The organism is Rothia sp. (in: high G+C Gram-positive bacteria), from assembly GCF_030540545.1.
GTDB lineage: Bacteria > Actinomycetota > Actinomycetes > Actinomycetales > Micrococcaceae > Rothia.
Genome location: NZ_JAUNVZ010000003.1, coordinates 12201 through 26491 on the forward strand (window position 1 = coordinate 12201; position 14291 = coordinate 26491).

The following is a 14291-nucleotide window of genomic DNA, read 5'->3' on the forward strand; positions in this document are numbered from 1 at the left end:
AATGGCTAAGAAGTCCAAGATCGCTCGCAATGAGCAGCGCAAGGTCATCGTAGCTCGCTACGACGAGAAGCGTAAGGCACTGAAGAAGGCCCTGATCGACGAGAACGCTACCCCCGAGGAGCGCGAAGCAGCTCGCGTGGCACTGCAGAAGCTGCCCCGCAACGCTTCCCCCGTGCGCGTGCGTAACCGCGACCAGATCGACGGTCGTCCTCGCGGCACCTTCCAGAAGTTCGGTATCTCCCGTGTGCGCTTCCGCGAGATGGCACACCGCGGCGAGCTGCCCGGCATCACCAAGTCCAGCTGGTAATATCTGGTAATTTCGCCGAATATGCTTGCGTATCCCGCGTGGATACGCAAGTATATAGGTAGAAATCCACATCTCAGGAAGGGGCACACCCACCATGGCTAAGAACCGCACCGAACTGGTTGCAGAGGTTGCAGAGAAGTCCGGCAAGAGCCAGGCTACCGTTAACGCAGTCCTCGATGCAGTATTCAAGGTATTCGAGTCTTCCGTCTCCAAGGGCGAGAAGATCACCATCCCCGGTTGGTTGGCTATTGAGCGCACCGACCGTGCAGCTCGTACCGGTCGCAACCCGCAGACCGGCGAAGCTATTCAGATTCCCGCCGGTCACGGTGTGAAGCTGACCGCTGGCTCCAAGCTGAAGGCTGCTGTAGCGAAGAAGTAATTCCTTCGATAAGCTATAGAGCTCAATAACCCCCGCAGTTCATGCGGGGGTTATTGCTTTAAGCATCATAGACAATGATCGGGATATTCAGCTCTTTAATGTGACACGCTGCGAATAAACGGGCTCAAATTTTAGGTTCGGCGGGGGAACTTGCTATCCTAGATGGGTATGGCTGCGCGCACAACGCAGCTTTTCTGTCACCGATATAAAGGAATATAGCTATGGCTTCTCTGAAGAAGACTTCCGCATTTCTCTCCCTGGCAGCAGCAGCTGCTCTGGCCCTGAGCGCATGCGGCTCCTCCAATAACGCATCCTCCAACTCTTCCTCGTCCGCAGCAGCAACCTCCGCTGCAAGCGTGTCCGCTTCCGCTTCCGCAGGTAGCGTGAAGGTTGACGACTCTGTGAAGGTAGACACCACCGACGCAGCAGTGTCCGTGGGTTCTGACGGCTCCATCTCCGTTTCTGCATCCGCTGGTGCTGTCTCCGGTTCCGGCGCTTCCTCTTCTGCAAGCGCTAAGGCAACCTCGAACTCCTCCTCCAAGTCCGGCTCTTCCGCTGCGAAGAACACCAACCCCGCACTGAACACCGTGCCCGGTCTGGCTGATGTCATTGACACCCTGGAGCCCGGCATTGCTGTGGTGAACCCCGACGGTAGCTGGGTTATTAAGGCTGAAAACGGCGACGTAACCGCTGTTCAGGCCAACGGCACCTGGGCTGTTATTGCAACCGCCGGTGACGTTATCCAGGTTCAGGCTGACGGCTCCTGGCAGCGCGCAAACACCGCAACCCTGGAAACCGCAAACGTTCAGGCTGACGGTACCTTCATTGCAACCAAGGGTGGCGCTCCCACCACTACCGCGCCCGAGGCTCCCAAGGTTCCGGCAAAGCCCTCCGACGCTAAGGCTAAGACCCCCGTGACCCCCGCAACCCCCAAGGCATAAGCCTAAAGGTAGCCTTTAAACTTTAAGACACACCGGATATTGTTCAGCACAGGCAATATCCGGTGTTTCTTTTAGAAGTGTGAGAGCTGAAAATCCGCGAAATTCCGGGGAAATACAGGGGATCCCAAAAATTTTCCTGAAATTCACGGTTTCACAGCTCAAACACAGTTTTCTACAGCTCTAGTTTAAGTTCACTTGTTAGAGTGTAGATATCAGCCCGGCACAAAGGCCGGAAACACCGCATCATAGTCTGCTGAGAGGCAGACGCACCGATAACGAAAGAAGGAGCGCACACCATGCGTACCATTAAGAAGACTTCCCTGTTCCTGTCCCTGGCAGCAGCATCCGCACTGGCACTGTCCGCCTGCGGTGCAAGCAATAACGTTTCGGCAACCGCGCCGACCAGCTCCGCATCTGCTGCAGCGACCACCTCGGCTGCTAGCGCATCCTCCACCGCTTCTGCTTCCTCTTCCGCGGGCGCAAGCGTTTCCGCTGGTACCGGTGGCGTTCAGATTGATGCGGGTGGCACCAAGATTTCCGCAGGTGCTGACGGCGTGAAGATTGACGCTAACGGCACCAAGATTGAGGGCAACTCGAACGGCGCTAAGGTTGAGTCCAATGGCACCAAGATTGAAGCAAATGGTGGCTCTTCCTCCGCATCAGCAGATAAGGGTGGCAATTCCTCTTCGAACTCTGCGGGTACCACTGATTACATCTCCTCCACCGCTTTTGAGCAGGGCGATAACCTGGACGTTGACGACGACAACGGTTCCTGGAATCTGCACAAGAAGGACGGTACCAACGTCTCCGTCGAGGCAGACGGCTCCTGGTCTGCTCACTACAAGAACGGTACTAATATCACCGTTAATAAGGATGGCTCCTGGACCGGTCACCTGAACACTGGCACCAATATCGAGGTCAACGCAGATGGCTCGATTCAGAATATCTACGGCACCCCCGTGAAGGCAGCACCGGCAACCCCGACCCTGCCCACCATGGGCAAGCCCGTCACCCCCGTGACTCCCGCAACCCCGAAGTAAACCTAAGGGCTAGCGACAAGAAATAGTGCGCCGGTGGTATCCACCGAGGGGTACCACCGGCACACTATCCCCCACGATTTTCGGCACTGCCCAGCTAGTGCCACTCGGGCTGAACCCCGGACGTTTCAGCCATTTATCACCCGCATACCCCTACGACGGGGCAACTGACAAGGAAAACCATGAACGCCAAGAAGACCACCGCACTGCTCTCCCTCGCCGCAGCATCCGTCCTGGCACTCTCCGCCTGCGGAACCTCCTCCGATACCTCCACCAGCGCACCCACCAGCGCAGCTGCTACCGCTTCGGTCAGCGCAGGCTCCAATGGTGGTGTGCAGGTCAATAACGGAGACGTCAAGGTCAACGCAGACGCCAGCGGTAATGTCACCGTGGCGGCAGATGGTGCAACCGTTACCGCAGGCGCCAATGGCAGCCTGAACGCAAATGTACCCAGCGCGAGCGCATCCGCTGCTTCGAAGTCCTCGGGCTCCTCCAGCTCTTCGGCAAACTCCGGCGCGGCACAGGGCAGCGCCAAGACCAGCGATGATACCTACACCAATGTCACCGTGAACACCGACGGCTCCTGGACCGCAACCACCGCCGATGGTGATCGTATTGAGGTGGCGTCCTCCGGCGCCTGGACCAAGACCGAAAAGGACGGCGATGTGGTGCGCGTAGAGGCATCCCGCGCCTGGAACGAAACCGATAAGGACGGCACCGAGGTGCGAGTGGATGTAGCCGGCCGCTATAGCTACACCAAGAATGGCGTGGATAAGGCAGGCGTGCCCGATATTCCGGATCTGCCCGCATTCCCCACTGCTTCCGGCGCCGCTGCGGTACCCGTAATGCCCATGGTTCCCACCGCCAAGGCATAATAAGGCATATATCGCTTGAGACTTCAGGAGGGGAGAAGGATGAAGCTGCTACAGCCCGTGCTGCTGGGAGTCGCGCTCACGCTGGCTCTGAGCGCCTGCGGTGCCGATAGTTCGATTTCTACGCAGCCGCCCGCCGCCACCAGCTCGGCAAAGGCACGCAGTGTATCTGCTTCGGCAAGCGCCGATTCTGCTACGGGTGCTTCTCAGGGCGCTTTGGCGCAGGTCAGTGCCTCCCCTTCCTCTAGCGCTCTGGTGATTTCGGGGGATAATACTCAGGTGACGGAAGCGTCAGCCTCCGCACCCGCTGTGTCCCAGGGGGCGCCTTCTCCCGCGGTTTCTGCCGCAGGGGGTGAGCAATCTCAGGGAGCTGGCTCCCACGCTCAGGGCTCGGATGAGAAGGGTAATACGCCCTTCCGCGGGGGAGATAGCGAGTACAGCAGCTTTGAGATTATGCCCTCCGGATCGTGGACGGGTACCACCGAGGATAATGAGCGTGTTTTTGTGAACTCTGACGGTGGCTGGATGCTCACTACCCGCGATGGCGAGAGCGTTAAGGTTGCCGCGGATGGCTCCTGGATGAAGAGTGATTCTGAAGGTACCGTGACCACGGTGCGAGCTGATGGTAGCTGGAGCAGCGTGAAGAACGGTAAAGCGAAGGATGACGCCACGGAGACCCCGGAAACCCCTAAGGTTCCAACTCAGGGTCATCCCGTGCAGCCTAAGGCTCCGGTGAAGCCCGCTAAAAACTAGCTCCTGTCTTGGCTCTAGAGCCTAAAAATAGAATAGTAATTCTTGGAAACTCTGGGTGCTGCCTCGAGGGACCCGGCATGTTTCCCGTAAAACGCCGTATATCCCGTGGATGAGGGATATGCGGCGTTTTATGTGCTCTGAGCCTGCCCGCGCTATGGGCAAGCGCAGCGTGTACCTGGAGTGTGTACCTGCAGTGTGTATCTGGAAACCCCCTGGGAGAGTGAGCGCTAGAGCGCACATGAGACGGCACGAGATAGTGCGCACGGTAGACTAATATCTAACGCTCGGGTATATACAGTGCGCGCCCGTGAACTCACTGCGCGCTTGCAGATAGCCGGCACAATACACATATGAATATGCTCAAAGGACACCCATGACTCTCTCTTTTCACTCAGCCCGCCGCGTACTGGCGGCACTGTTGACGGCTCTTATGCTCACTCTCGGTATGGGTGGCGCTATTACTATGGCTTACGCCCACGACGCGATGGTTTCCTCCAACCCCGCCAAAGACGCAACGGTCAAAAGCCTGCCGGCTGAAATTCGCTTGGACTTTAGCGGAGATCTGACCGTGATTGAGGGCGGTAACCGCGTGAGCGTAACCGACCCGAACGGCAAGGAGATTACCGAAGGATCCGCAACGATCAAGGGCTCCCAGATGACCCAGAAGCTCAAGACCGAGGGAGCTGTTGCCGGCACCTACACTGTCTCCTGGCGTATCCTCTCCTCCGACACCCACCCGGTCGAAGGAGCCTATGAATTCAAGCTCGAGGCGCAGGGTAGCGCCACCACCGAGGCAGCCGCGGCGAGCGCATCCGCCTCCTCCAACACTCAGGCAGCATCTTCTGATGAAGGCGGCGTGAACCTGTGGCTGGTGGCTCTGCTGGGTGTGGGTGGCGCCGCGGCTATTACCCTCTTTGCTGTGATTACTAAGGGCGGTCGTGAACGTCAGGAGCAGCTGCGCGCTCGCTCCCGCCGCTAAGGTACACCCCGCACGCCGGGCTATCGTGTGAGAACGAGCGCCCGACGGGCGGGGTTTTGCATGTAGGAATTGGAATAGGTTCTGGTGAGGACAATTCTGCTAAGGACAATGCGTCGCCACTCTTATCTGGCTCTACCCTCGATGATGGTGCTGACGGTGCTCTGCGCTGTGTACGCCGCCTGCGAGCCTGCGAGCGCCGGGGTGCTCATGGTACCCGTGCGTGCCCTGGCGCTGGGCGGTATGCTCTACGCCCTGGGAGCTAGTGCGCTGGTGCTCTGGAGCGCATTGCGTGGGGAGGGCACTGCTGTGGAGATCTCGCGTGTGGCGCAGCCTCTGATGCCCGGTGTGCGTTCGGCGCTGCTACTGAGCTGTATTGCCTTCATCAGCATGTGGTGCATGACCCTGGCGGATCTTAGCGGCGTGCCGCTGATGAGCTCAGCGGGTATTTCTGAACGCTGGGAAAACGCAGCCGAATCTTTTGCGCTCACTGACCCCGCTCGGGTCTTCTATCATCTGGGCGCAGTGAATAGTATTGCCCTTGCGCTTGCTGCTATTGCATGGTGGCGTTATACGCGACAGGCTGCAAGGCAACCTATCCCACCCGCCCCGGGGCCCAAGCCCAGGCTCATTCCCGGAAGCCGCGTATACTGGGCAATTGCTGTGCTGATGACCGTGAACCTGGGAACCTACGCCAGCAGTGGTCATGCCCTCTCGGCTGCCGATAGGGTGGGTGCTTCCAGCGGGCTGTGGGTGCATCTGATGGGTGTGGCTCTCTGGGCTGGTGGTCTGGCGGCTCTGAGCCTGCTGCTATGGGGGCGCGTGCCTTTGGAGACGGCAGAGGCAGACAACAGGACGGAAGAAGTTGCTAGCTTTTCGGAATCTGCTGATTCGCATAACTTTGATGATTCTTCTCAGCCCGCCCGTACACTTATTTCTCTCTATTCCCACTTGGCTCTCACCGGTGCCCTGCTCTGCGTGCTGGGAGGAGTTGGTTCGGCGCTCAGCCACGCGGAGCGGCTTAAAGATATAGAGCCCGGCTATTTGATACTGGTAGTGCTCAAAGCGGTACTGAGTCTGGTGATCATTGGCTTCGGTGCTATCTATCGTGTGCGCCTTATTCCGGCTCTAGTTACGGGTCCGGAGGATAAAAACACCGAGTCCGATAAGGAATATGAATTCGCGGTAGCTAGCCCTGCGCATCTCTTTCACAGAATGGTCATTCTGGAACTTGCGCTTATGGCAACCCTGAGCGTGCTCGGTGCCGTGCTGGCGCGCACCGACCCGGGTACCCTCAATACCTCCGCGCACACCAGCTATATCCGCCAGATCACCTGGTACGATCTGCCTCCGGCAATTACCGCCGAGCATTTGCTGACCCTCTGGCGCCCGGACTATTGCGCCCTGGCGCTCGCCGCGGCAATGATTGTCCTGGCGGTGCGTCTGTGGAGGCGCGACTATATTTTCCGCGCCACCGCCGCCGGACTGGCAGCCTGCATATTTATCTACGCGACGAGCGGTGCCCCGGCAATCTACGGGCGCATCCTCTATCACGCGGCGCTGGCACGATACACGGCAATATTCTGCGCGGGCGCGCTGATCGCCTGGGCGCTCATGCCCCTCTATAGAGTCTGGCGCGCAAAACGTGCTCGAGGATTGGAAACTACGCTTGCTGTACTCACGGCGTTCTTTGGGTTGCTGCCCATAGGTACCGTGGCGTGGAGTGATAGTTTCTTAATTTCTAAGCTCTTGCGTGACTTTATGAGCTATGAGCTGTACACGATTTTCACCCTGATTTCCGGTGCATTCTTCTGCGCGCTGTGCATTCTGGTACGTCCCGGAATACGAGCCCTTATCTGCGGTTTTCACGGCTTTGGGGCGGTGATCTTAGCTCTGTTTGGCTCCGATGAAATACCTGTGGGGCTCAAAGGCGGCGAAGCAGCGGATGGTTGGTATAGGAACGCCTATGTTGGCGTCAAGGAATATAGCACTTTTAGCCTGAGCTATGACGTGAATATTGGGGACTCCCTGTATATGGGCGCCAATATTATCTATGGGGTTGGATATGTGTTGCTTGCTATCTGTGGTCTGTCCATTCTGCAGGCATTCTATCGGGGTTTTAAAGCCCCGAGCACACCGAGAGAATACTCGAGCCCTCTGAATGAAGAGCAGACCCGCGTGGAGAATCAGGAATTGGAGGAAGAACTCGAGAGAATTTACGGGCAATCCTGGGATGAAGAGGAGGTGGAACCGGGCTTCGCGCGACCATAGCCTAATCACTTCTTGAATAAGTTCACGGGGTAGCGGGGGAGTGTATTGTGACTCTGCTCAATAAGTATATTGTGTATAACGAATAAATACATAAGAAAAGGCTCTGCACCTATTGACTTAAGGTTAGCTTAAGTTTAGTTTTAAGTTGTGGTCTGACCACGTGCCCGCACTGACACACCCGTTAGGAACGGCACGCGGCGCACGGTAGATATCACCGCCTGCACGCGCCGCACACGCAAAACACACGGGTGCCCACCGGCACCCACGCAATGAAGCCTATTGAAAGGAAAGGCGCCCATGGTACAGCGTCAATTCCCCCGCCCCAGTGAACTCAAGGAGTTCATGACCTTCCAGAAGCCCAGCTTCGACTTCGTCGGCAACCGCCTCAACAGCGCCCTGACCATCTACGATTTGCGCACAATCGCCAAGCGTCGCACCCCAGCCGCAGCCTTCGACTACACCGACGGCGCAGCAGAAGGTGAACTTTCCCTCGCCCGCGCACGCAAAGCCTTCGAAGACGTGGAATTCCACCCCGGCATCCTGCACGACGTCTCCCACGTAGACACCACCACCGAGGTTCTCGGCGGCACCTCCGCCATGCCCTTCGGTATCGCACCCACCGGCTTTACCCGCCTGATGCAGACCGAAGGTGAAATTGCCGGCGCCGGCGCAGCAGCAGCCGCAGGTATCCCCTTCACCCTCTCCACCCTGGGCACCAGCAGCATTGAAGACGTGCGCGCAGCAGCTCCCGGGGGCCGCCTCTGGTTCCAGCTCTACGTCATGCGCCAGCGCGAAATCTCCTACGGCCTGGTCGAACGCGCCGCCAAGGCAGGCTTTGACACCCTCTTCTTCACCGTGGACACCCCCGTGGCGGGCGCTCGCCTGCGCGATAAGCGCAATGGCTTCTCCATTCCGCCGCATCTGACCATGAAGACCCTGCTCAACGCCATCCCCCGCCCCTGGTGGTGGTACGACTTCCTGACCACCCCCAAGCTGGAATTCGCATCGCTCTCGTCCACCGGCGGTACTGTGGGCGAGCTGCTTGACAGCGCAATGGATCCTTCCATTAACTACGAGGACCTGAAGATCATCCGCGAAATGTGGCCCGGCAAGATCGTCATTAAGGGCGTGCAGAACCTGGAAGACTCCAAGAAGCTCGCAGATCTTGGTGTGGACGGCATTCTGCTCTCCAACCACGGTGGTCGCCAGCTCGACCGCGCACCCGTACCCTTCCACCTGCTGCCCGAGGTGGTTCGCGAGGTCGGCAAGGACACCGAGGTTATGGTCGATACCGGCATTATGAACGGTGCCGATATTGTTGCCTCCATCGCCTTGGGTGCAAAGTTCACCCTGATTGGCCGCGCATACCTCTACGGCCTGATGGCGGGCGGTCGCCGCGGTGTGGACCGCACCATCGAGATCCTCTCCGACGAAGTGCGCCGCACCATGAAGCTGCTGCAGGTCGAGAACATTCAGGAGCTCGAACCCAAGCACGTGACCCAGCTGCGCGAATTGCAGCCCGTGCAGGTGCACCGTCCCTAAGCGTCAAAACGACGCACAGACTCCGTAAGGGGCCGCTTAAATAGCGTCCGTTTTACGGACCGGGGTGTCTCGCCCCTGATCATCATACGAGGCACCCCATCTTCATTGCGCGATGCCCGGCATAGAACCCACGGATTCTGTGTCGGGCATCGCGGATTTTAACCTCCCATACATAGGGTGCGGGCGGGATAGTGCGTGCGAGCATGAACTTTTATGACAGAAAAAGACAGCATGAGTTCATCAAATGGCCAACAGCTACAGCCGAAGGCGAACAGAGGAGCGCAGCTGGCATAATAAGGGCAACACAGAATACACCGGCACAGGCCGAAGACCCCGAAGGAGCGTCAGATGACCAATACACCCCGAACCACACGCGTACGCGCCAGCGAACTCATTGGCCGTTCCTGGCTCAATACCGGCGGTAAAAACCTCGATCTGCAGGCACTGCGCGGCAAAATCGTGATCCTCGACTTCTGGACCCTGTGCTGCATTAACTGCCTGCACGTACTGGACGAACTGCGACCCCTGGAAGAAGAATTCTCCGATGTACTCGTAACCATTGGCGTGCACTCGCCCAAATTCGAGCACGAAGCCGACCCGCAGGCACTCGCTGCCGCCATCGACCGCTATTCCATTGAGCACCCCGTGCTTGACGACCCGGAACTGACCACCTGGCAGGCATACACCGCCCGCGCCTGGCCCACTCTGGTCGTCATTGATCCCGAAGGCTATATCGTCGCGCATCTCTCCGGCGAAGGCCACGTACAGGGACTGATTTCCCTGGTGCGCGAACTGGTTCAGGAGCACGAGGCAAAGGGCACCCTGCACCGAGGCGACGGCCCCTATGTACCCCGCCCCAAGCCCACCGGTGCCCTGGCATTCCCCGGAAAGGCGCTGGAACTACCGGCGGACTTTAGCGCACCCAATCTCTTCGGCCAGCGCGAGAAAAGCTACCTGGTCTCCGATAGCGCGCGCCACCGTCTGGTGCGCCTGGCACCCGACTTTTCAACCGTGCTGAACGTATACGGCGGCGGTGCCGAAGCAGCCGAAAACACCGGCACGAAGGGTTGGGCTGACGGCACCGGCACTGAGGCTTTGCTGAATGAGCCCCAGGGTCTGGCGCTGGTCCCCGAAGAGCTCCGCGAGCAGCTCGGCTACGATGTGCTCGTATGCGATACCGTCAATCACCGCCTGCGCTCGCTGAATCTGAGCACCGGTCAGATGAAAACCCTGGCGGGTAACGGGGTGCAGCGAGTCATTGACGGCGAACAGGCAAGCAGCGGCGACGCGAACTATATTGACCCCGCCGCACACGCAACCGACGTGGCGCTCTCTTCCCCCTGGGATGCCGTGTACTCCCAAGCAGCCGGCGCTTTTATTATCGCTATGGCGGGCACCCACCAGCTCTTTGCCTACAACCCGGTAACTGAGCGCGTGAGTATTTTTGCCGGCTCCGGTGTAGAAGGTCTGCAAGACGGCGCCGCCGATCAAGCGTGGTTTGCTCAGCCCTCCGGAATTATTCAGGCGCGCGATGGCAGCCTGTGGGTTGCCGATTCCGAGACCAGCGCCCTGCGTCATATTAGTTTCCTGGAGGACGGCGTGCAGGTGGACTCCGCCGTCGGTCTGGGACTCTTTGACTTTGGATTTGTAGACGGTGATTCGGAACATGCTCGTCTGCAGCACCCTCTGGGCCTGGTCGAGCTGCCCGACGGTTCCATTGCCATTGCTGACACCTATAATGGCGCTATTCGCCGCTGGGATCCTGCCACCGCAACCCTGGGCACCCTGGAACGCGGGCTGGAAGAACCCAGCGATCTGCTGGTCGAAGAAGGCGCCGACGGTGTACCGCGCCTGATTATTGTCGAAACCAACGCCCACCAGTTGGTACGCGCCTCCATTCCGCAGAGCGCGCAGCATGTGGACGAGGGTGCTATTACCACCTCCCGCCCGGCAACCGAACTGGCGGGTCACAGCCTGGAGCTGCTGGCTCGCTTTAGCGCACCGGCGGGGCAGAAGCTGGATACCCGCTGGGGGGACCCGACGCAGCTGCGTGTTTCCTCCACCCCGGAAGAGTTCATTCTCTCCGGCGCCGGTACCGCTCAGGGCTTGGAGCGTGTGCTGGAGCTAAACCCTGAGATTAGCGAGGCGGTATTGCACATTACGGCGCGCGCCTCCGCCTGCGATGGGGAGGCGGGCGGCCCGATTCCCGAGCACGCCGCTTGCCATCTATACCAGCAGGATTGGGGTATTCCGGTAAAGGTCACCGGTGGCGAGAATGCCGAAAAATCCCTGGTGCTGGAACTGCGCGGCGTGAACTAAAGAGCGTGTCTGATACTGATCGGCGAGGTGTTGTCCCTACTGGGCAACACCTCGCCGTTTTAGGTGACGATACGGGGTAAAAGAATAGAGCTAGAAAATAGTTACATGCACATCGGAGGTTTCCACGCTGACCGCACCGGTGAACTTAAACGGCACATCGCGCGTAATCACCTGAGTCTTACCCGAATACAAATCCAACTGGGTAAAACTAATCTGCGCCGTGCCCTCAGCAGCGCTCAACGACCAGGTGGACTCATCCTTGACGGTCAGGCTCAGCGTGGGCTCCCGGGTAATCTTCCAGGTCACCGCACCCTGCACACGACCGGCAAAATCAAAACTAAAGGGACAACCGGCAGGGTAGAGCGTATTCTTCGAAACGCACGTCTCCAAATACTCGTGTACCTGCGTATTCACCTTCTGCTGAGCACCCTCGGCAGGAGTTAGCGCCAGCTTAGCCTGCGGTAGTTCAGCGGCAGAGTCCACCAGCACGGTCTTCGGCGCGGTCGTGTACACACTTGAATCATAGGTGGTGGTGTACACGCCAGGGTAAAACACCGGGAAAGAAGCGGCACCCTGATCCACCGCAACCTTACGATTATTCACGGTTGCCGCCTGCACACCGGCAATGGACACCTGCAGCTGCGGCAGCTCGTGCGCATCAATAGCCCACTTATCAAAGAAACCCCAGTGCGTGCCCACGCGATGCACCGGGAAATCACTGTGGTTCTCGGTGCCGTTGACCGTATAAAAGGCTCGCACAACAGCCTCGTCCCCCTCGGAACTGACCACCTCGTAGCGCAGATTCGACAGTGGCGCATAGGCTCGACGCATAGGCTCACCATCCAGCAAGGAACCGTCACCCTCGGGGGAGGGCAGGTTTAGCAGCGCCAGGGCATGCGAGCCATTGCCTTCACGCAGGGCTCGGAAATACTCGCTAACCTGACCGGTCGGGCCGTACACCATCTTATTGGTTGCGTAGAGCGCACCCGAAACCAGCAGCACCGAAGCAAGAATGCTAATCGCCCACCACGCCAGGATTCGCTCCAGGGCAGAGTGCGCCGAGCGGTACTCGGCGACAGGGTGCTTGGGCAGATGAGGCTTATGCTGTGCGGTGCGAGGTGAGGACATATATCTAGGGTATCGCACCCCTTGCGCTTTCAACGGCTATATGACGCTCACGCCCGCGAATTCGCTGCCTGGCGCCGGCGCATAGGGTAGAGTTGAGTGTATGGCAGAACGCGCTCATGAAGTCCCCGCCAAGTACGGGGCAGTCACTCATATTTTCCATCCTCGTATGCGCTCCTATGCGCGCCGTGTTGAGGCGTCCCTACCGGGCACAATTACCCTGGTTGCGGCGATTATGTTCCTTGCGTATAAGCGACCGGCTCTTCCCTATATTATTCTGGTGAGCCTGATTGCCTTTTTCGCGGCACTTCAGCTGTACTCGGTGCTTAAACCCACCATGATTGTGCTAACCGATAGCCACGTGCTGCGCGCTCGCGTATTTGGGTGGCATGCGGTGGAGCGTTCGGCGATTGACCACACGATTTTTGTGGAGAAACTCTACGCGAAGAAGGCGTATGGTCAGGATTTGAAGGGCATGGTCGCGAAGATCCGTTACCGTTCTTTCCCGTCTCTGTGGGCTATTGATAGCCAAGCGAAGCCCCTGCTGCGCCTGGACGGTCGTGTGTGGGATGGCAAGACGATGCGTGAGGTATCGGCGCAGCTTTCGGAGCAGACCAGCTTGTATAAGGCGGCAAATGTGGTGGATATTGACCGCCAGCATGCGGGCCTGATTAGTTTCGGTGAGCGCCACCCGGGCTGGAAGTCCGCGGCGATTATTAGCATTTCGGCTGCTGTGGTGATTCTGCTGGCGGTGGTCTCCCTACTGCCTGAGGAGACGGCGCACGCTATTCACCTGTACTAATGCACCGAGACTAGGAGCATAAATACTCAAGCCCGGCGGGTTCACATGAACCCGCCGGGCTTGAGTATTTTATTGGCGCTTAGTGCTCGCTATTTTCTGCCTAGCTATCTTCCAGCACGGTATCTTCTAGCTTGGTTTCTTCACCATGCAGCCACGAGGAAGGAGCATTCTGGCGCACGGTAAATTCCTTGGGCAGGGGCAGCGACGACATAATAGCCTGAATTTCTTCGGGCAGGTCTTTCCCACGTATAGGGCAGGAGAACTCTGCCGGGTAGGGGAACTCTGCGGAGGGTTGAAACACCAGATCCTGGTGGGTGCTCCAGCGCATAAGCCCGGCTTTTTCTAACGAGTGCTCCTCTGCCTCAATGCCCCAATATGTTCTATAGAGGTAATCGTCGAGTCCGTAGTATACGTATGCGCTGATTGATTCAGGCTGTTCTAGCTCGTCATTATCAACGGACCGAATAAATACATCGCTTATACGGCTATTGCGTACATAGTGAAGAATCGGGTACATATCCGGCAGGACGGTTGCCAGGGTGTCGTTTTCTTCCTCAATAACGGGAGGTTCCTGCTGAATTCCGCGGTGGAAAGCCGTGGCTAGTGTGTGCATGTACTCCAATTCTTCTTCGGAGTATGCCTCGGTTCCGTGTTCTTCTAAGGTTCCATTAGCGCTAAAGGTAAGACGTGCTTCTCGGACGCTATAGGGACTGGTGTGTGCACTTTCTGAGGAAAAGTCGAGTATGAGTTTATCCCAGTTAATGATGTAGCTGATGGAGAATTGTTCGCTGTAGGTGCTATAGAGGGAGAACATAGTCCCTTGGTAGCAGCCTTCGTAGAATATAGGGGGTCGAACAATAATATAGTTTTTACCTCCATACGTATTCATGATGGCGATGACACCTCGAATATCGGAGGGGGTGTACCAGTGTATGGGGTATATGGGGAAGGGCGCGTAGATAGCTTC

At 58.1% G+C, this 14291-nt stretch carries 13 protein-coding genes; 11 read left to right on the forward strand and 2 right to left on the reverse strand.

The genetic code is table 11. The annotated features are described in order from the left end of the window. Position 1: 1 nt before the first annotated feature. The 10 genes from rpsN to Q4P78_RS03225 all read left to right on the forward strand — a co-directional run bounded on the left by rpsN (position 2) and on the right by Q4P78_RS03225 (position 11397). Positions 2-307 carry a 30S ribosomal protein S14 gene (gene rpsN, locus Q4P78_RS03180; RefSeq protein WP_303338872.1) on the forward strand — a complete coding sequence of 102 codons (306 nt, stop codon included), beginning with the start codon at positions 2-4 and terminating at the stop codon, positions 305-307. Between the two features lie 94 nt (positions 308-401). Next, positions 402-686, forward strand: a complete 285-nt coding sequence (locus Q4P78_RS03185) for an HU family DNA-binding protein (RefSeq protein WP_303338873.1) — start codon at positions 402-404, stop codon at positions 684-686. Positions 687-907: 221 nt separating this feature from the next. Next, the gene (locus Q4P78_RS03190) at positions 908-1627 is read left to right on the forward strand and encodes a hypothetical protein (protein ID WP_303338874.1); all 720 of its coding nucleotides are present in this window, start codon (positions 908-910) and stop codon (positions 1625-1627) included. Between the two features lie 296 nt (positions 1628-1923). Further along, the gene (locus tag Q4P78_RS03195) at positions 1924-2667 is read left to right on the forward strand and encodes a hypothetical protein (protein WP_303338875.1); all 744 of its coding nucleotides are present in this window, start codon (positions 1924-1926) and stop codon (positions 2665-2667) included. 179 nt (positions 2668-2846) lie between these two features. Continuing rightward, on the forward strand, positions 2847-3539 hold the full coding sequence (locus tag Q4P78_RS03200) for a hypothetical protein (protein ID WP_303338876.1): 693 nt from the start codon (positions 2847-2849) through the stop codon (positions 3537-3539). A gap of 39 nt (positions 3540-3578) precedes the next feature. Next, positions 3579-4289, forward strand: a complete 711-nt coding sequence (locus Q4P78_RS03205) for a hypothetical protein (protein ID WP_303338877.1) — start codon at positions 3579-3581, stop codon at positions 4287-4289. Positions 4290-4662: 373 nt separating this feature from the next. Continuing rightward, the gene (locus Q4P78_RS03210) at positions 4663-5268 is read left to right on the forward strand and encodes a copper resistance CopC family protein (protein WP_303338878.1); all 606 of its coding nucleotides are present in this window, start codon (positions 4663-4665) and stop codon (positions 5266-5268) included. A gap of 108 nt (positions 5269-5376) precedes the next feature. Further along, a complete protein-coding gene (locus Q4P78_RS03215; RefSeq protein ID WP_303338879.1) occupies positions 5377-7536 on the forward strand; it encodes a CopD family protein in 2160 nt (719 codons plus the stop codon). Between the two features lie 297 nt (positions 7537-7833). Next, positions 7834-9078: an alpha-hydroxy acid oxidase gene (locus Q4P78_RS03220; RefSeq protein WP_303338880.1), complete on the forward strand. Its 1245-nt coding sequence runs from the start codon at positions 7834-7836 to the stop codon at positions 9076-9078. A gap of 348 nt (positions 9079-9426) precedes the next feature. Further along, the gene (locus Q4P78_RS03225; protein WP_303338881.1) at positions 9427-11397 is read left to right on the forward strand and encodes an NHL domain-containing thioredoxin family protein; all 1971 of its coding nucleotides are present in this window, start codon (positions 9427-9429) and stop codon (positions 11395-11397) included. 90 nt (positions 11398-11487) lie between these two features. Here Q4P78_RS03225 and Q4P78_RS03230 read toward each other — a convergent pair whose 3' ends face one another. Beyond that, the gene (locus Q4P78_RS03230) at positions 11488-12525 is read right to left on the reverse strand and encodes a hypothetical protein (protein ID WP_303338882.1); all 1038 of its coding nucleotides are present in this window, start codon (positions 12523-12525) and stop codon (positions 11488-11490) included. A 100-nt stretch (positions 12526-12625) separates the two neighbouring features. On the opposite strand from Q4P78_RS03230, the gene Q4P78_RS03235 reads away from it, so the two are divergent. Next, positions 12626-13324: a hypothetical protein gene (locus Q4P78_RS03235; protein ID WP_303338883.1), complete on the forward strand. Its 699-nt coding sequence runs from the start codon at positions 12626-12628 to the stop codon at positions 13322-13324. A 100-nt stretch (positions 13325-13424) separates the two neighbouring features. Here Q4P78_RS03235 and Q4P78_RS03240 read toward each other — a convergent pair whose 3' ends face one another. Continuing rightward, the gene (locus Q4P78_RS03240; RefSeq protein WP_303338884.1) at positions 13425-14138 is read right to left on the reverse strand and encodes a hypothetical protein; all 714 of its coding nucleotides are present in this window, start codon (positions 14136-14138) and stop codon (positions 13425-13427) included. Positions 14139-14291 lie beyond the last annotated feature (153 nt).

Coding starts and splice junctions, on each gene's coding strand:
- Q4P78_RS03220 (WP_303338880.1), top strand. CDS start 7,834: ATGGTACAGCGTCAATTCCCCCGCCCCAGTGAACTCAAGGAGTTCATG.
- Q4P78_RS03210 (WP_303338878.1), top strand. CDS start 4,663: ATGACTCTCTCTTTTCACTCAGCCCGCCGCGTACTGGCGGCACTGTTG.
- Q4P78_RS03215 (WP_303338879.1), top strand. CDS start 5,377: ATGCGTCGCCACTCTTATCTGGCTCTACCCTCGATGATGGTGCTGACG.
- Q4P78_RS03190 (WP_303338874.1), top strand. CDS start 908: ATGGCTTCTCTGAAGAAGACTTCCGCATTTCTCTCCCTGGCAGCAGCA.
- Q4P78_RS03235 (WP_303338883.1), top strand. CDS start 12,626: ATGGCAGAACGCGCTCATGAAGTCCCCGCCAAGTACGGGGCAGTCACT.
- Q4P78_RS03195 (WP_303338875.1), top strand. CDS start 1,924: ATGCGTACCATTAAGAAGACTTCCCTGTTCCTGTCCCTGGCAGCAGCA.
- Q4P78_RS03185 (WP_303338873.1), top strand. CDS start 402: ATGGCTAAGAACCGCACCGAACTGGTTGCAGAGGTTGCAGAGAAGTCC.
- Q4P78_RS03200 (WP_303338876.1), top strand. CDS start 2,847: ATGAACGCCAAGAAGACCACCGCACTGCTCTCCCTCGCCGCAGCATCC.
- Q4P78_RS03230 (WP_303338882.1), bottom strand. CDS start 12,525: ATGTCCTCACCTCGCACCGCACAGCATAAGCCTCATCTGCCCAAGCAC.
- Q4P78_RS03205 (WP_303338877.1), top strand. CDS start 3,579: ATGAAGCTGCTACAGCCCGTGCTGCTGGGAGTCGCGCTCACGCTGGCT.
- Q4P78_RS03225 (WP_303338881.1), top strand. CDS start 9,427: ATGACCAATACACCCCGAACCACACGCGTACGCGCCAGCGAACTCATT.
- Q4P78_RS03240 (WP_303338884.1), bottom strand. CDS start 14,138: ATGTTCTCCCTCTATAGCACCTACAGCGAACAATTCTCCATCAGCTAC.
- rpsN (WP_303338872.1), top strand. CDS start 2: ATGGCTAAGAAGTCCAAGATCGCTCGCAATGAGCAGCGCAAGGTCATC.